Consider the following 16997-nt stretch of genomic DNA (forward strand, 5'->3'; position numbering starts at 1 on the left):
CTAGGCTGAACCAAAGAAAGATAAACGGGGGAGTTCGGGCATCTTGGAGAACTGGAAAGAAAACCCGCGGGCCTTCTGGATCCTGGGACTGCCGCCGACGGTGTGGCTTCTCGCCTTCTTCATCATTCCACTCGGTTTCCTGTTCGTCATGTCGTTCAGCGACAAGGCATTGATCGACGGACAGATTTCGATCACAGAATATGACTACTTCACCGGCATCTCCAACTATATCCGCGCGTTTGACACGCTCTATCTTTCCATCATGTGGAAGTCGATCTGGGTCAGCGCGCTGGCGACGGCACTGTGCCTGCTCACAGCCTACCCGATCGCCTTCGGCATCTGCTTTGCGCCCAACAAGTGGAAGCCGCTGCTGCTTCTGCTGGTGATCCTGCCGTTCTGGATCAATCTCCTGATCCGCACCTATGCCCTGATCGCGGTGTTCCGTACGCAAGGTTATGTCAACAAGGTGCTGGACCTGGTTGGGATTGGCCCTTTCGAAATGCTCTACAACAATTTCGCGGTCATCTTCGGCCTCGTCTACGTCTACATGCCGTTCATGGTGCTGCCGCTCTATGCCACCATCGAGCGCCTCGACAAGTCGTTCCTCGAGGCGAGCCTCGATCTTGGCGCCTCGCAGTTCACCACATTCCTGAAGGTCACAGTGCCGCTCACCATGCCGGGCATCGTGTCCGGCATCATCCTCGTCTTCATCCCGTGCCTTGGCTCCTTCCTCACGCCCGACCTGCTGGGCGGCGCCAATGCCATCATGATCGGCAACGTCATCGAACGGCAGTTCAAGGCAGCCAATGACTGGCCCTTCGGCGCAGCACTCTCCTTCCTGCTCATGTATGCAACCTTCGGAGCGCTGGCGCTCCGCTCGTTTCTGGCGAGCCGCAGCAAGGGAGTGGACATCTGATGGCCGCGCAACTGAAACCGGGGCAGGGGCCTCTCGACTATGGCAGCCGCACCTGGCTGAAGATTCTCTTCGGCGCGATTTTCTTCCTGCTCTACGCGCCCATCATCACGCTCGTCGCCTTCTCGTTCAACACCGACAAGCGCGGCATCGTGTGGCGCGGCTTCACGCTCGACAATTACGTGAAGGCCTGGAACAACGCGTCGCTCATCGAGGCGTTGACCAATTCGCTGGTGATTGCCGTGCTGGCGACGGTCTTCGCAACGATCCTCGGCGCCCTGATGGCCCTCCTGATGTGGCGTTTCAGGTTTCCCTTCAAGAACACCTACGACGGCTTCATGGCGCTGCCCATCGTCATCCCCGAAATCTGCATGGGCGTGGCGCTGCTCCTGTTCTTCGTGAACTCTGGCATGATGAATTTCTTCGTCGCCATGCCGTGGCCGCTTAACCTGGGCAACATCGTCATCGCGCATGTCTCGTTCTGTTTTCCCTTCGTGGCGGTCGTCGTGCGCTCGCGCCTTGTGGGCTTCAACCGGCAACTGGAAGAAGCATCGAAGGACCTGGGCGCCAGCGAGTGGCAGACCTTCTGGTCGATCATCGTGCCCTACATGAAGCCAGGCCTGATCGCGGGAGCACTACTCGCCTTCACGCTGTCTCTCGACGACTTCGTCATCACCTTCTTCACGAGCGGCCCGGAGACGGTCACCTTCCCCGTGAAGGTCTATTCGCTGGTGCGGCGCGGCGTCTCGCCGGAAATCAATGCAGCCTCGACCGTGCTGATCGTCATCACCGTCGTCGCAACCGTGATCGCAATGAAACTCCAGGCTCCTCAGAAGCCGGACAAGGGTTGAACCATGACCGAATCCATCGTCTCGATCCGCAACGTCTTCAAGAAGTTTCCGGGCGGCGTCACCGCCGTCGACAATGTCTCGATCGATATCGCGCAGAATGAATTCTTTGCCCTGCTAGGCCCTTCGGGCTGCGGCAAGACCACGCTGCTCCGCATGATTTCGGGGCTCGAAACGCCGACCTCCGGCCAGATCATCATCGGCGGCGAGGACATGGCTTATACGCCGCCCAACAAGCGGCCCACCAACATGGTGTTCCAGTCCTATGCGGTGTTCCCGCACATGACGGTGGCCCAGAATGTCGCTTATGGCCTGAAGGTGACGGGCGTCGAGGCATCCGAAATCAAGCGCCGCGTGGCCGAGGGGCTGGAGATGGTCAAGCTCACGCAGCTGGCCGACCGCAAGCCGGACCAGATGTCGGGCGGACAGCGCCAGCGCGTGGCCTTGGCCCGCGCGCTCGTGAAGCGCCCGAAAGTGCTGCTGCTGGACGAGCCGCTCTCGGCACTCGACGCCAAGCTGCGCGACGACATGCGCATGGAACTGACGAGGCTGCAGGAGACTGTGGGCATCACCTTCATCATCGTGACCCACGACCAGGACGAAGCGCTCTCCATGGCCAGCCGCATCGCGGTGATGGAGAAGGGCGCGGTGCAGCAGATTGCAACACCATCTGAACTCTACGAGCATCCGCGCAACCGCTTTGTCGCCGACTTCATCGGCAAGGTGAACCTGATCGACGCCAAGGTGCTCAGCCAGACCGGACAGGCCATCACCTGTGATGCCAAGGGGCTGGGCAGGCTCGACCTCATCACCGACAAGCAGGTGGGAGGCGGCGTGTCAATTGCTGTTCGCCCCGAGAAGCTCCGTATCACAAAGCACAAACCCGAAGGCCACGCCGCCACCAAGCTCGAAGGAACGGTTCGTGACGTCGCCTACTATGGCGACACCAGCCATGTCGTGATCGAGGGCAAGGACGGCCTCGATCTCGCCGTCAACGTTCAGAACGATACGCGCCTCGGCGGCGCTGGCGTCGAGCGCGGACAAAAAGTATGGGTGCACTGGTCACCCGAAGATTCGATCGTCCTCACGGAGTAGGCCATGTCACTCGAGATGAATTCCAAAGGCCCGCTGCCGGGCGACAATGCCTTTCGCCGCGAGAGCCTGAAGGGCACGCAGTGGGAGCCGACCTATGCTGGCGCGCTCTCCTTCATGCGCCGCAAGTATACCCGCGATCTGGCTGGCGTTGACATTGCGGTGACGGGCATCCCGTTCGATCAGGCCGTGTCGCACCGTTCGGGCACCCGCATGGGGCCTGAAGGTATCCGCAAGGCGTCCGCCGAGAATGCCTGGGGGCCGTTCTGGCCGTGGAACTTCGATCCCTTCGATACGCTCGCGGTCACTGATTATGGTGATTGCTTCTTCGACTGGGGCCGCAAGGAGAATTTCCCGCAGCGGCTCGAAGACCATGCAACCGGGATAATTTCATCGGGCGCGGAGATGGTTTCGCTCGGCGGCGATCACTATGTCACCTATCCGCTTCTCAAGGCCCACGCGAAGAAGCACGGGCCCTTGTCGCTTGTTCATTTCGATGCGCACCGCGACGTGGAACCCGATGACGGCGGCCGCATCGACCATGGCACCATGTTCGGCTACGCGGTGCGCGAGAGTTTGATCGATCCGAAGAAGTCGGTGCAGATCGGCCTTCGCACGGTCTTCACGGGTGAACGGACCTATGGCTTCCGGCTCGTCTACGCTGATGAAGTGCATGACAGCTCATCCGCGCAAATCGCGCAGATCGTGAAAGACGTGGTGGGGGCGAACAAGGCCTATCTCACCTTCGACATCGACTGCCTCGATCCGTCAGTTGCACCCGGCACGGGAACACCGATCCCTGGCGGCCTCACCTATCATCAGGCGGCCTCCATCATGCGCAAGCTGACGGACATCAGTTTCGTCGCCATGGACGTGGTGGAGGTTTCGCCACCCTATGACCACGGCGAGATCACGTCGCTCGCCGCGGCCTCGCTTGTCATGGAATACCTTTGCCTCAAGGCCTGGCAGAAGGGCGCTCGCGCCATTCCGATGACGGAGTAGCGTTCCGGCTCCGGTACACAAGATATCAAAGCCGGGGATTGAGTACCCGGTCCTTGTTGCGCACGGCATACCCTGCCTGCTGCGGCCATGCAGAATAGACGTCGCCGCTTTCAAGTTCCCGCAGCGCATGGAGCGGCCAGTTCGGGTCATCAAGCGCCTGCCTTGCGAGAGCGATGATGTCCGCCTGGCCTGAGGCCAGAATTTGCTCTGCTTCATGGGCCTTCGTGATGAGGCCGACAGCGGCGGTTGGAACATCCGCACCCTTGCGCACGGCTTCCGCCAGCGGCACCTGGTAGAGCGGTGCCACCGGGATCTTCGCGCCATCGAAGCCGCTCGATGTGCAATGAATCAAGTCATAGCCCAGCGCCTTCAGTTCGTTGGCATAGACAATGCTGTCTTCGATTGTCACACCACCCTCGATCCAGTCGGTGACTGAAATCCGCGCAAAGGCAGGCTTGTGCTTCGGCCATGCCTCCCGGACCGCGCGAGCGACCTCGAGAGGAAACCGCATGCGATTCTCCAGGCTGCCGCCATAGGCATCGGTGCGCTTGTTGGCAACGGGCGACAGGAACTGGTTCAGCAGGTATCCGTGCGCGGAGTGGAGTTCGATCATGTCGAAGCCCGCGGCATCGCTGCGGTTGGTGGCCGAAACCCAGCCATCGCGTATGCGTTTCATGCCCGCAGTGTCCAGTTCAATGGGCGTCGGCGAGGATGCCGTCTGAGGGACGGCCGATGGCGCGACAGGCGTCCACGACTCGAAGGCCAGCGCCTTCTTCTCTTCATCGGTCTCGCTGAACTTGCCGCGCCATGGCACGGGAGAAGCTGCCTTGCGGCCCGCGTGTGCGAGCTGGATCCCGGCAGCAGCACCATTGGCGCGCAGGAAGTCGGCGATGCGCTTCAATGGTACAATTTGCGTGTCGTCCCACAGCCCGAGATCGGCATAGCTGATACGGCCTTCCGGAGTGACCGCCGTCGCCTCGACGATGACAAGGCTGAAACCGCCGAGCGCAAAGCGGCCGAGATGCACGAAATGCCAGTCTTTGGCCATGCCATGTTGCGCTGAGTACTGGCACATGGGCGCCACCACGGCGCGATTCTTGAGGGTCAGGCCGCGGAGGGTGATGGGCGAGAAAAGCATGGTCAAGACAGGGCGTCCTTCAGTCGGTAATACAGCATCGCGGATGCGAGCATGGGAACGCGAATAGGGCCGCCGGGGAAGGGCAGGTGGCGGATCCGCGACACGAGGTCGAAGCGTTCCGCCGTTCCGCGCACCGCTTCGGCCATGAGCTTGCCATACATGCCGGCAAGCGCAACACCTTGTCCCGAATAGCCGTGTGCATAATATGCAGTAGGGCTCAGCCTGCCGCAGTCCGGAATGCGGTTGTAGGTGATGGCGATGTAGCCGCCCCAGGCATAGTCGATCTTCACATCCTTGAGGTTCGGGAAGATCGCCGTCATGCGGGGCCGCATGTAGGTTCCGAGGTCCGCAGGTTCCATCGTCGTGTAGCTCGCGCGTCCGCCGAAGATCATGCGGGTGTCTTTCGACAAGCGGAAGTAGTCGACGATGAAGTTGGTGTCGGCCACAGCTTCGCCATCGCGTATCAGTGCTTTTGCGCGATTTTCACCGAGCGGCTCCGTGGCGATGATGTAACTGGTGACCGGCATCACGCGGCCATAGAGCTTCGGCACCAGGCGGCCGAGATAGGCGTTGCAGCCGATGATGATGAACTTGGCGCGCACAGTCCCCTTCGCCGTGCGGACGAATGGATTGGAACCCGTATCCACTTCCACCGCGCGTGAATTCTCATGGATCACCGCGCCAGCCGAGACGGCGGCGCGCGCGAGGCCGAGGCAGTAGTTCAGCGGATGCAAATGTCCCGCACCGCTTTCGCGCAGCGCTCCATGATAGGCCCTCGTGCCGATCTTTTCCTCGAGCTGGCGCTTGTCGAGAATCTGGGTATCGGTGTAGCCGAGACCGTCCCATTCCTCTTTCCACTCCTTCAACCCGCCGAATTGCGAGGGTTTGGGGATGGCGTGGAGGTAGCCCCACGTGAGGTCGCAGTCGATCGAATGGTGCGAAATCCGGTCTTTCAGGAGCTGTTTGGAGTCCTCCGCCAGCGCAAAGCAGCGGCGCGCGTCGTCCTTTCCAAGCTGCGCAATGATCTTCTGCTGGCCCGATGAAAACCCGGTGCAGACCTGCCCGCCATTGCGGCCAGATGCCCCGTAACCTACTGTTTCTGCTTCTAGAACGACGACCTTGAAGCCGGCGCCCGCCAGCTCGATGGCCGCCGATAGGCCGGTATAGCCTGCCCCGATGATGCAGACATCGGCTGAAACTTCGCCCTGGAGTGGTGGATGGTCCGGGTGGGGGGTGGCGGTTGCCTGGTAGTACGACAGTGCGCTGATCGATTTTGCCATGATGCACGGGGTTTAGCTGCCCCCCTTTTGTTAGGTCAAGCTTCCGGGTTAGACTGACTGCGTTGAACAACCAACTGGATATCATGACCCAATCTCGATTTGAGGAATGGCTGAACGAACACAAGATCAGCGAGGTGGAGTGCCTCGTTGCCGACATGAACGGAACGGCGCGCGGGAAAATCCTGCCGCCCAAGAAATTCCTGTCCGGCAACCGCTCGCGCGGGCTGCGCATTCCGGAGGAAGTCTTTACACTGACGATCAACGGCCGCTACACGCAGGACACGCGTGCGGTGAGCGACAGCGCCATCGACATCTACATGAAGCCGGACCCCAACACGATCCGCTTCGTGCCATGGTATGCCGAGCCCACAGCGCAAGTGATTTGCGATGCCTTTCACCTGAATGATGCGCCCGTCGATATCTCGCCCCGCCATGTGCTGCGCCGCGTGCTCGAACTCTACAAGGAAAAGGGCTGGCGGCCGGTCATTGCGCCTGAACTCGAGTTCTATCTCGTGAAGAGGAATCTCGACCCCGACTATCCGCTCGATGCCGCCGTGGGCCGCACCGGGCGCAAGGAGCCGGGCGGGCAGGCTTATGGCATCGATGCAGCCAATGATTTCGACCCGATCGTCGAGGATATCTACGATTACTGCGAGGCGCAGGAACTCGATGTCGATACGCTGAGCCATGAGAGCGGCCCGGCGCAGCTTGAAATCAACTTCAATCATGGCGACCCGCTGGAACTGGCCGACCAGGTGTTCCTGTTCAAGCGCACCGTGCGGCAGGCAGCGCTGAAGCACGACATGTATGCGACCTTCATGGCGAAGCCCCATGAGAACGAGCCCGGTTCATCGATGCACATTCACCAGTCGGTGATGGACACGAAGACCGGCAAGAACATCTTCGCCAGCAAGGACGGAGCACCCTCCAAGATTTTCCTCAACCACATCGGCGGTCTGCAGCGCTATCTGGCGGCAGCCCTTTCGCTCTGTGCGCCGAACGTCAACTCCTACCGCCGCCTCGTGCCGGACTCCGATGCGCCGACCAACGTCCATTGGGCCATCGACAATCGCACGGTGTCGCTTCGCGTGCCGTCGTCGGATGCCAGCAACACGCGCGTTGAAAACCGCGTGCCGGGTGCAGACGCCAACCCCTACCTGGCCTTCGCGGCGTCGCTCGCCTGCGGTTATCTCGGCATGACGGAGCGCATCAAACCGTCGGAACCCGTGACCGGCTCGGCCTATCGCTACGCCCACACGCTGCCTATCAGCCTCGATGAGAGCCTCGACAAGTTGAATTACACGAAGGCGCTGAAGCAGGTGCTGGGCGAGAAGTTCTGCGAGGCCTACAATGACGTAAAGTATCAGGAGATGCAGAATTACCGCAGGGTGATCAGCTCCTGGGAACGTGAGTACTTGCTGCTCAACGTGTGAAGACGGCGGGAGCTGGCGGCTGTAGCATGAAGCGAATCGGGATGCGGGAGTGAGATGGTGATGCGAGCGGCCTTGAGACTTGTGTTGTGCCTGGCGGTTTGGGCTGTTCTGGCTCCCGCCGCCATGGCTGGCCGCAACACGCCTGCACCCGATTATGCCGCTGTATCCGCCGCGGTGGCCGAGTTCCTGCAGTCGCCCGACCGCCTGCCGCTTCCGCTGGAACGCATCAGGCCGGCCTTGACAGCCCATTACGTACAGGATCAGGGCACGATCTATTGGGTGGGAACCGGCCGCATGACGCCGTTCCTGCAACGCCTTGCGGATGCCGCAGATGACGGCCTCAATCCGGATGACTATCCGATCGATGCGCTGATCCAGTTGCGTGACGCGATCGAGCCGGACGATCCGGAAGGGGCAGCCGCCGCCGAGCTTTATTATTCGGCCTTTTTCGTTGCCTATGCCACCGACCTGAAGATCGGACGCCTCACGCCGGGGAAAGTCGATTCGAGGCTGTTCCGCAACCGCAAGACCGTCGACGTGCTCCGTATGCTGACGGATTTGAAGAAGCAGCAGGAGCCGGCCCGGTTCCTGTCCGAGTTCGAGTCGAAGAATCCGCACTATCAGTCGCTGAAGAAGATGCTGGCACTCTACCGCGCCATGGCGGAGGACGGAGACTGGCCCCAGGTTTCAACGGGCTCCAATATCGAGCCCGGCGATTCCGATCCGCGCATCCCGCAGATCCGGAACCTGCTTCTGGTCATGGGAGACCACGAGGGCGGGACAAGACCAGGCGATCTTTACGATCCCGATACCGTCGCCGCGATGAAGCGGTTCCAGACGCGCCACGGCCTTGAGGCGAAGGGCAACATCGGCAAGCAGACGGTGATGGCGCTGAATGTTTCGCCCGCCGAGCGCGCGCGCCAGATCATGCTCAACATGGAACGCTGGCGCTGGATGCCGGAGAACCTCGGCAATCATCATTTCATGGTCAACCTTGCGGCCTTTGAATTGCTGGAGGTGGAAGACCTTGGCGTCATCGACCGCATGAATGTCGTTGTGGGGGCGGTTGCCACCCAGACGCCGGAATTCTCTGATGAACTCGAATATGTCGAAATCAACCCGACATGGACCGTGCCTTATTCCATCGCCACGAAGGAGATGCTGCCACGCCTCCGCAAGAACCCCTATGCATATTCCTCGGACTTCGAGGTCTTCATCAATGGCAAGTTGGCCTCATGGGGCGGCATCAACTGGAGCGCCTATGGCCCCGGCAAGTTTCCGTTCACGTTCCGCCAGAAGCCCGGCCCGAAGAACGCGCTCGGCAAGGTCAAATTCATGCTGCCCAACGCGCACAACATCTATCTTCACGACACGCCGTCGAAGGACAAGTTCCTGCAGACGACACGCGCGTTCAGCCATGGCTGCATCAGGCTGTCACGGCCGATGGATCTGGCCTATCGCCTCGTGGGCGAGATCGTCGGATGGTCAAAGGCGAAGATCGACGGCGCATTCGCAGGCGGCAAGACCACGCGGGTGGCGCTGAAGGACCATATTCCAGTGCATCTTGTCTACGCCACGGCCTTCAAGGGCGTGAACGGCATCGAGTTCCGTCCCGATGTCTATGGCCGCGACCGCAAGCTTTATGCTGCACTCTTCGGGAAGCCGTCGAGCTGACCTCAGCGCTTCATCCGTAGCCTGACGATCGCAGCCGCGGCATCGGTGTTGCCGGCAGACGCGGCTCTTTCATACCAGGCGAGTGCGGTCGCGGTGTCGGGTGTGGCTTTGCCGATGCGCAGCGATGCCAGCACGACCGGATCGAAGCTGCGGGCTATCCCCAAGGCGCCCTCCGCCTGTCCGCTCGCCCACGCCCTCTCGAAGGCCTTGCGTGCCGCTGCGACATCGCCAGATTTCAGACGTGTATTGCCCTCCTCAACGAGGGGACTGCCGGCATGCTGGCTTGCCGCAAGTGACACCGTCATGCCGGTTGGCATCGGAATGGCGCCGGGCTTGCCCGCTTGAGGAGAGGTCGGCAGGGCGGTCTTCGCCTCAGCAACCTGTTGCGGCGGAGGTCCTGATGCGGGCTTCACAACCACATCGGACAACGCCACCGTCATGGTCTTGACCGGGGCTGCGAGTTCACCCGTACTTGACTCGAAGGCGGCAACGGCGAGATCGATCTCCGGGATTTGAGAGTGGGGGACAATCAACTTCACGTCCTTGAGGTCCGCGATGTTCAGCGCCCAGAGCTTGTCGGCATCGCGCTGGCCGGAGGTGAGATAGGCCGATTCCGGCAGCCCTGAAATCTTGAGGAAGAGATCGCTCCCCAGGGTGCCCGGTTCGGCGCGAAGCGACAGCGGTATGAGGCTGTTGGTCTGGCCCGAGACATCCGCGACCTGAAGCGTGGCCGTGGACACCTGTTTCTTGGAGATCACTGTGGAGGCCACGGTCAGACTCCTTGGTTCCTTCGCTGCCGGTTTCGCAGGCGGCGGCGCAACATTCAGCAAGGCATAGGTCTTGGCCTTCAAGGCCGGAAACTCCGCGCTCAGGAAGCCCACTGTTCCGCCAAAAACAATGGCCATTGATGCCGCTGCGACAAATGTCTGCATGACAGTCAGTCCCTTTTGCGCTGCCCGGTCCTGCTTCAAGGTCTGTTGCGCATCTTCGCTTGAAGCGAGCTGCGCAATGAAACGTGCAGGCGGGCGCAGCCGTGCCATCAGCAGATCGCGATATGCCGGCGTCATCGCGACATGCTGCCGTGTGGGGTGTGGCGGTGTTTCGGGCAAATTCCTGGACTTGCGGTAACGCGTCAGAAACTCTGAGCGGGACTGCTCATTGGCGGGATCGAGAAACCAGCTCGGCTCATTGCTCCGTGACACGTCCGGGGCAATGTCTGCTTCGGTCTCACGGCGATGATCTTCGGCATGGCGGTAGCGCTGTGTCATGTCCAAGCTCCTGGAATGATGAGGACTGGGCAGCAGCAACCACCTGCACCAACCGCGCAGGGGTCGGGACTGCAGTACGTCATTTCAAAACTGCCGGGTACACACGGCTTTGCCCGCCATCACGGCAAGGCACACAGCAATGGCATGAATCATTCCCCTGCCATCTCCTCTCGTCAGCGGCCGTCCCGCTTCCAGCGCCGCGTGTTGGATCACGCGATCACATGGTTAACGGTTTGTAACGTGCCGTGAGATTGTGGCGAGGAGCGGGCAGGAATGTGGTTTTGACAGTTCCGTCGAATTGCGGAGCCTCGTCAGGAGCGTAAGTGTCCGTATCAGAAAACTGTTCTGCCGTGCTTGACGTTCAGAGCGGGTTGCCGGGGTTCCAGTGACGAAATCCATGGCCTCGCGATTGAATGAGACAGCTCGTTCTGCTGACATGACTTGCAGTTCTCAAGGTGATGCGATGAGCGTGATTGACGAAGCCAAGGTCAGGATCAAGGGCAGAAGACTGAGGCTTGTGATGCCGGAAGGCGAGGACGAGCGGATTCGTGCCGCCGCCGAAATCTTCCGCCGTGACGATCTGGCCGATCCGGTTGTCTTTGGAGCCGACGATGTTCCAGACCCCCTGCCGCATCACATCGCGATCGTGCGGGCGCGGCGCGAAAAGATGAATGACGCCATGGCAGCCCGCCTCCTCAAGAAGCCATTGTATCGTGCAGGGGCCATGGTGGCGGCGGGAGAGGCTTCCGCCATGCTCGCCGGAGCTGCCAATCCAACCGCGCGCGTGATCGAGGCGGCGCTGATGACGATTGGTATCGCCGAGGGGATCGCAACACCGTCGAGCTTCTTCCTGATGCAATGGCCGGACCGGCGCCTGGTGTTCGCCGATTGCGGTGTCAACATCCAGCCCGATGCCGCGCAACTCGCCGACATTGCCATATCCTCGGCGGCAAGTGCAGCAAAGTTCCTCGGTGAGGAACCGCGCGTCGCGCTGCTCTCGTTTTCAACGAAGGGCAGCGGAACGCATGCCGATGCCGACAAGGTCATCGAAGCGCTGCGCATCGCCAAGGAAAAGGCCCCGCTCCTCAAGATCGATGGCGAGCTTCAGGGCGATGCGGCTTTGTCGGAGAAAGTGGCGGCAAAGAAGATGAAGGACACGGGTGACGTCGCGGGCCGTGCCAATGTGCTGGTCTTCCCCGATCTCGATGCCGGCAACATCGCGTACAAGCTCATGCAATGTCTGGCGGGTGCGCAGGCCATGGGCCCCGTGCTGCAGGGCTTTGCGAAACCCGTGTCGGACCTGTCGCGCGGCGCTACGGTCGACGACATCGTGGCGACGGGATCGCTTCTCCTCGCGATGAGCTAAACCAGCGCCTTCACGTTCCGCGCGATGGTGAGTTCCTCGTTGGCAGGAACGACGAAGACCTGTTCCATCGGCACGTTCAGCCATTTCAGGTGGGTGAGGATGCGGGCGCGCACAGGCCCCGCGTTTTCGCCCACACCGCCGGTGAACACGATGGCATCGAGCCCGCCCAATGCCGGCACCAGCGAGGCCGCGTGCCGCGCGGCGGAGTAGCAATAATAGTCCACCGCCTCGATTGCTTCGGTGCGGTCGGATGCAAGCAGGATGCGCATGTCGGGCGAGATTCCGGAAAGCCCAAGCAAGCCGCTCCTGCGATAGAGCAGGTCTTCCAGCTGATCGAGCGAGAGATGCTCGTCGCGCATGAGCGCCACCAGAACACCGGGATCGATGGAGCCTGTGCGCGTGCCCATGACGAGGCCATCGGCGGTCGAGAAGCCCATTGTGGTGGCAACGCTCTTGCCGTCGAAGATCGCGCACATCGATGCGCCAGACCCCAGATGCGCCGCAAGCAATCGGCGGGGCAGGGGCTTGCCTGAAAGTCCGGGCAGCGCCTCGACGACGTGTTCGTAGTTCAGGCCATGGAATCCATAGCGGCGATAGCCCTTGTCGAAGTAGCTGCGCGGAAGCGGCAGCCGCGTGGCGAGTTCGGGCTGCGTTGCGTGAAAGGCCGTGTCGAAGCACGCGATGTTCGGTACTTCCGATGCGACCCGCCGCATCTCGCGCAGCACGCCGAGGCCGAAGGGGAGATGCAGCGGAGCCAGAGCGCGCAACGCTTCAAGATCATGCTGGATGGCATCGTTCACCGCGACCGGCGTCACATACTGCGTGCCGCCATGCACGATGCGGTGCCCGATGCCATTGAACCGCGCGGGCTCGTGCCCATTGTCGGCCAGCCACTCGGCCGCGACCAGCAATCCTTCCGTCGGCGTCGTCACATGCGGCACCTCGCGCGCCGGTTGGCCATCGACTTCAAGCCGTGGCTTCGATCCGATGCCGGAGACCTGGCCCTTGAGGACGAGTTTCAGATCCTTGCCGAACACCGCAAACTTCAGTGACGATGAACCGGCATTGAGGACGAGGAGCTTCATGTGCACACTTTCCCCTCTCCCCTTGCGGGAGAGGGTGTCATGCGAAGCATGACGGGTGAGGGCCGTCAAGCGCGACCCCTCATCCGGCGCTTCGCACCACCTTCTCCCGCAAGGGGAGAAGGAACTACCCTCAAGCCCCCTTCTGGGGCCGCATGTCGTCCTTGCTGATTCCGGCGACAGCGACAGGCTTCTTCATCGCGTCGCGGCGGAAGGGCTCGCCCAGTTCCTGGTTGATCATCGCCTCGATGAGCGTGGTCTTGCCGTGCTTCATCTGGTCCTCGACGGCCTTGGCGAGCGCATCGCGCAACTCGTCCATGGTGCGCGCGACGACGCCCTGCAGGCCGCAGGCCTTGGCGATGCCGGCGTAAGACACCTGCGTGTCGAGTTCGGTGCCGACGAAATTGTCATCGTACCACAGCGTCGAATTGCGCTTCTCAGCACCCCATTGATAGTTGCGGAACACCACCATGGTGATGGGCGGCCATTCCTTGCGGCCGATGGCGGTCAGCTCCGTCACCGCGATTCCGAAAGCGCCATCGCCTGCGAAGCCGACGACCGGAACATCGGGGCAACCGATCTTGGCGCCGACGATGGAGGGAAGCCCATAGCCGCAGGGGCCGAACAGGCCGGGAGCGAGATATTTCCGGCCCTCGTCAAAGCTCGGGTAGGCATTGCCGATGGCGCAGTTGTTGCCGATGTCGGAGGAGATGATCGCATCCTTCGGCAGCGCCGACTGGATGGCGCGCCACGCCATGCGGGGGCTCATCCATTCGGGCTTGTCTTTCCGGGCACGTTCGTTCCAGGTGGTGCCCGGATCGTCCTGCTCGTGGTCCATGCTGGAAAGCTGCTGGGCCCAGCGCGACTTGGTGTTGCCGATCAGCGCCTTGCGGTCAGCGCGGCCCGCGTCACCTGCTGACGGCGACAGCTTCGACAGGATGCCTTCCGCCACCTTCTTCGCGTCGCCCACGATTCCGACCGCCACCTTCTTGGTGAGGCCGATGCGGTTGGGGTTGATGTCGACCTGGATGACCTTTGCGTCCTTCGGCCAGTAGTCGAGGCCATAGCCGGGAAGCGTCGAGAACGGATTAAGCCGCGTGCCGAGAGCCAGAACGACATCCGCCTGCTTGATGAGTTCCATCGCGGCCTTGGAGCCGTTGTAGCCCAGCGGCCCGGCGAACAGCGGATGCGAGCCGGGGAACGCATCATTGTGCTGGTAGCCGACGCAAACCGGCGCATCGAGTTTCTCGGCCAGCTTCTTCGAGGCCGGGATGGCCCCGCCGATGACAACCCCTGCGCCATTGAGGATCACTGGGAACTTCGCCTCAGACAACAGCTTCGCTGCCGCGGCGATGGCCTCGTCACCACCCGTGGGGCGCTCGAAATCGACAATCGCCGGGAGTTCGACGTCGATCACCTGGGTCCAGTAGTCGCGCGGCATGTTGATCTGGGCGGGTGCAGAGAGGCGCTTGGCGTTCATGATGACGCGGTTCAACACTTCCGCCACGCGGTTCGCGTCGCGCACCTCTTCCTGGTAGCAGACCATGTCCTTGTAGAGCGCCATCTGCTCCACTTCCTGGAAGCCGCCCTGGCCGATGGTGCGGTTAGCGGCTTGCGGCGTCACCAGTAGCAGCGGCGTGTGGTTCCAGTAGGCGGTCTTCACCGGCGTCACGAAATTGGTGATGCCCGGCCCGTTCTGGGCGATCATCATCGACATCTTGCCGGAGGCCCGCGTGTAGCCATCCGCCATCATGCCGCCTGAGCCCTCATGCGCGCAGTCCCAGAAGGTGATGCCCGCCTTTGGGAAGAGATCGGAGATCGGCATGAAGGCCGATCCGATGATCCCGAAGGCATGTTCGATGCCATGCATCTGCAGGACTTTCACAAAAGCTTCTTCGGTCGTCATCTTCATGGGGGATATCCTTCCGGCGGTGGGTGCGGTTGCCCTGTCACTAGGCCCGCCACTGGTACCATGGGAGAACCAGTTCCGCCCGAAGATTCCGGCCAGAGAGCCTCAGTAGACCTTGACGGCCTTCCGGCTCATCGAGAAGCCATGGCCGCCGCGCTTGCAGATGAGGCCCGTCCCGGAAGATGTGCAGCGGAAGCCATCGTGCTTCCAGACCTCGCCGTAGCCGAAAACGTTGTTAGAGCCGCAGCAAGAGGCATCGCCCACATCATTGTAGCGCTTGGGAATTCCGGCTGGCCCCATCATGATGCGCACATAGGCGGGTTCCACCCGGTCGCAGGACAATTCCGGCCCGCCGCCCATGGGTTCGTAGACATCGGTCCCGCCCGCGGGCGTATAGATGCAGCCCACATTGCCGGAGGGCATGGTGAATTCGATCTGTCCCTGATCGTTCGCGTCGAAGGTGACAGCGAAGGCAGGCGTTGCAGCCAGAAGCAGGCCGAAAGCGGCGAGGGCGGAGCGGAGCATGGGAGACTCTCTTTACATCAAGCGTTGAACTTGGAGAGAAGCTAGCCCCCGCCGCCTGAACGCGAACTGAATGCCTATTTCAGCTCGATTTCAATGAAGGCATATTCCGTGTCATTGGCATTGATCACGTCATGCTCGACGCCGGCATGGCGGAAATACGGAACGCCCTTCTTCATCTCGGCGTGGGCCGGACCCGTGGGTGTCTCCAGCCGCACCTTGCCATCCATCAGCGGCACGACCACGTAGTCATGGCCATGCTTGTGCCAGCCGGTGTTGGCGCCCGGCGCGAACCGCCACTCGGTGACGATCACCTTGTCGTTGTCGATGAAAACAGTTGGTGTTGCTGTGCCGGTCATTGGTGGAGCTCCTGTCAGCGGAAGAAGGAGAGAATGAGGGGTGCGAGCAATGCGGTCAACACGGCGTTCAGTCCCATTGCAATTCCGGCGAACGTGCCGGCCACCTCATCGACAACGAAAGCCCGCGCTGTGCCGATGCCGTGTGCGGCGAGGCCTGCGGAAAATCCGCGCGCGGCATAGTCCGTCATGCCCATGACGTTCATGAGCGGCGTGACGATGACGGCGCCGATGAGGCCAGTGGTGATGACGAGAACCGCTGTCAGCGCCGGAATGCCGCCCATGCCTTCGGAGATGCCCATCGCGACGCCAGCGGTGACCGACTTCGGCGCGAGCGAGGCCAGTACATCCAGCGGCACGCCGAAAGCTGCCGCGATCGCAAGTGCGGAACCTGCCGCCGTTACGGCGCCTGCGACGAGCGCGGCGAGCATCGGCACCAGATTGGCCTTTACGCGGGCAAGGTTGCGGTAGAGCGGCACGGCGATGGCGACGATTGCGGGACCCAGCAGGAAATGTACGAACTGGGCGCCCTCGAAATAGGTGCTGTAGGCAGTGGAGGTTGCCCACAAGACCGCGACGATGAAGATGACCGAGATCAGCACCGGATTGACCAGCGGGTGCCGGCCAGAACGCTGCGCCAGATGATCGGCGATCACATAGACGACGACGGTGACCGCAAGCCAGAGGAGTGGCGTGGTGGAGAGATAGACCCAGAGATCGGACCTCATGAGGCTTCGCCCCGTTTCATCCACCGTGCAACGAGGACGAAGACCCAGACGGTGACCATGAGGGAGAGGATGGTGGATATGACCAGAGACAGGGAAAGTGCGATCCAGTGTTCGCCAAGAATGCCGAGCTGGTCGACCACGCCTACGGCTGCCGGAACGAACAGGATCGAGAGGTTCTGGAGAAGCGTTTGGGAGACGCGGCCGGTTGGTGTTTCCCCGATGGTGTCGGGAGCCGCTCCCTTGAATCGCGCGGCGATCAGGAACCATGCAAGCAGCAGGAGAAGGCCGATGACAGGCCCAGGCACGGGAAGCCCGGCCCCGCGCGCCAGCGATTCGCCGGCGAGTTGGCAGACGAGGAGGGCGGCGATTCCATGGAGCATGTCAAA

Annotated in this window: 16 protein-coding genes; 7 read left to right on the forward strand and 9 right to left on the reverse strand. The window is 61.6% G+C overall.

Annotation, left to right across the window (positions count from 1 at the left end):
* Window positions 1-43 precede the first annotated feature (43 nt).
* Genes ACEW8Q_RS20010 through speB form a run of 4 tightly spaced genes read left to right on the forward strand, consistent with a single transcriptional unit; the run spans window position 44 to window position 3855 of the window.
* Window positions 44-916, forward strand: coding sequence for an ABC transporter permease (locus tag ACEW8Q_RS20010; protein WP_373505827.1), 873 nt, complete (start codon window positions 44-46; stop codon window positions 914-916).
* Entirely contained in the window at window positions 916-1764 is an 849-nt protein-coding gene (locus ACEW8Q_RS20015; RefSeq protein ID WP_373505828.1) for an ABC transporter permease, read from the forward strand. The genes ACEW8Q_RS20010 and ACEW8Q_RS20015 overlap by 1 nt, the downstream gene beginning before the upstream one ends.
* A gap of 3 nt (window positions 1765-1767) precedes the next feature.
* Window positions 1768-2856, forward strand: a complete 1089-nt coding sequence (locus tag ACEW8Q_RS20020; RefSeq protein ID WP_373505829.1) for an ABC transporter ATP-binding protein — start codon at window positions 1768-1770, stop codon at window positions 2854-2856.
* A gap of 3 nt (window positions 2857-2859) precedes the next feature.
* On the forward strand, window positions 2860-3855 hold the full coding sequence (gene speB, locus ACEW8Q_RS20025) for an agmatinase (protein WP_373505830.1): 996 nt from the start codon (window positions 2860-2862) through the stop codon (window positions 3853-3855).
* 25 nt (window positions 3856-3880) lie between these two features.
* Here the strand turns inward: speB and ACEW8Q_RS20030 are convergent, their stop codons facing one another.
* Both ACEW8Q_RS20030 and ACEW8Q_RS20035 read right to left on the reverse strand, forming a co-directional pair.
* Window positions 3881-4993 carry an NADH:flavin oxidoreductase/NADH oxidase gene (locus tag ACEW8Q_RS20030; protein ID WP_373505870.1) on the reverse strand — a complete coding sequence of 371 codons (1113 nt, stop codon included), beginning with the start codon at window positions 4991-4993 and terminating at the stop codon, window positions 3881-3883.
* A gap of 2 nt (window positions 4994-4995) precedes the next feature.
* Complete coding sequence (locus ACEW8Q_RS20035; RefSeq protein ID WP_373505831.1) at window positions 4996-6273, reverse strand: NAD(P)/FAD-dependent oxidoreductase; 1278 nt, start codon at window positions 6271-6273, stop codon at window positions 4996-4998.
* 83 nt (window positions 6274-6356) lie between these two features.
* Between ACEW8Q_RS20035 and ACEW8Q_RS20040 the strand changes: the two genes are divergently transcribed.
* Both ACEW8Q_RS20040 and ACEW8Q_RS20045 read left to right on the forward strand, forming a co-directional pair.
* Complete coding sequence (locus ACEW8Q_RS20040) at window positions 6357-7706, forward strand: glutamine synthetase family protein (protein WP_373505832.1); 1350 nt, start codon at window positions 6357-6359, stop codon at window positions 7704-7706.
* A gap of 123 nt (window positions 7707-7829) precedes the next feature.
* Window positions 7830-9380 (forward strand): murein L,D-transpeptidase, encoded by a 1551-nt coding sequence (locus tag ACEW8Q_RS20045; RefSeq protein ID WP_373505833.1) that lies wholly within the window; start codon window positions 7830-7832, stop codon window positions 9378-9380.
* 2 nt (window positions 9381-9382) lie between these two features.
* Here ACEW8Q_RS20045 and ACEW8Q_RS20050 read toward each other — a convergent pair whose 3' ends face one another.
* On the reverse strand, window positions 9383-10648 hold the full coding sequence (locus tag ACEW8Q_RS20050) for a hypothetical protein (RefSeq protein WP_373505834.1): 1266 nt from the start codon (window positions 10646-10648) through the stop codon (window positions 9383-9385).
* 463 nt (window positions 10649-11111) lie between these two features.
* Between ACEW8Q_RS20050 and ACEW8Q_RS20055 the strand changes: the two genes are divergently transcribed.
* On the forward strand, window positions 11112-12014 hold the full coding sequence (locus tag ACEW8Q_RS20055) for a phosphate acyltransferase (RefSeq protein WP_373505835.1): 903 nt from the start codon (window positions 11112-11114) through the stop codon (window positions 12012-12014).
* Here ACEW8Q_RS20055 and ACEW8Q_RS20060 read toward each other — a convergent pair.
* The 6 genes from ACEW8Q_RS20060 to ACEW8Q_RS20085 all read right to left on the reverse strand — a co-directional run bounded on the left by ACEW8Q_RS20060 (window position 12011) and on the right by ACEW8Q_RS20085 (window position 16991).
* A complete protein-coding gene (locus ACEW8Q_RS20060; RefSeq protein ID WP_373505836.1) occupies window positions 12011-13099 on the reverse strand; it encodes an acetate/propionate family kinase in 1089 nt (362 codons plus the stop codon). The genes ACEW8Q_RS20055 and ACEW8Q_RS20060 overlap by 4 nt on opposite strands.
* Window positions 13100-13229: 130 nt before the next feature.
* A complete protein-coding gene (gene xsc, locus ACEW8Q_RS20065) occupies window positions 13230-15008 on the reverse strand; it encodes a sulfoacetaldehyde acetyltransferase (RefSeq protein WP_373505837.1) in 1779 nt (592 codons plus the stop codon).
* Window positions 15009-15110: 102 nt separating this feature from the next.
* Window positions 15111-15530, reverse strand: coding sequence for a hypothetical protein (locus tag ACEW8Q_RS20070; RefSeq protein ID WP_373505838.1), 420 nt, complete (start codon window positions 15528-15530; stop codon window positions 15111-15113).
* Between the two features lie 74 nt (window positions 15531-15604).
* Window positions 15605-15886, reverse strand: coding sequence for a cupin domain-containing protein (locus tag ACEW8Q_RS20075; protein WP_373505839.1), 282 nt, complete (start codon window positions 15884-15886; stop codon window positions 15605-15607).
* Between the two features lie 14 nt (window positions 15887-15900).
* A complete protein-coding gene (locus tag ACEW8Q_RS20080; protein WP_373505840.1) occupies window positions 15901-16611 on the reverse strand; it encodes an LrgB family protein in 711 nt (236 codons plus the stop codon).
* Complete coding sequence (locus ACEW8Q_RS20085; RefSeq protein ID WP_373505841.1) at window positions 16608-16991, reverse strand: CidA/LrgA family protein; 384 nt, start codon at window positions 16989-16991, stop codon at window positions 16608-16610. The genes ACEW8Q_RS20080 and ACEW8Q_RS20085 overlap by 4 nt, the downstream gene beginning before the upstream one ends.
* Window positions 16992-16997 lie beyond the last annotated feature (6 nt).

The organism is Aestuariivirga sp. (assembly GCF_041738905.1).
Lineage (GTDB): Bacteria > Pseudomonadota > Alphaproteobacteria > Rhizobiales > Aestuariivirgaceae > Aestuariivirga.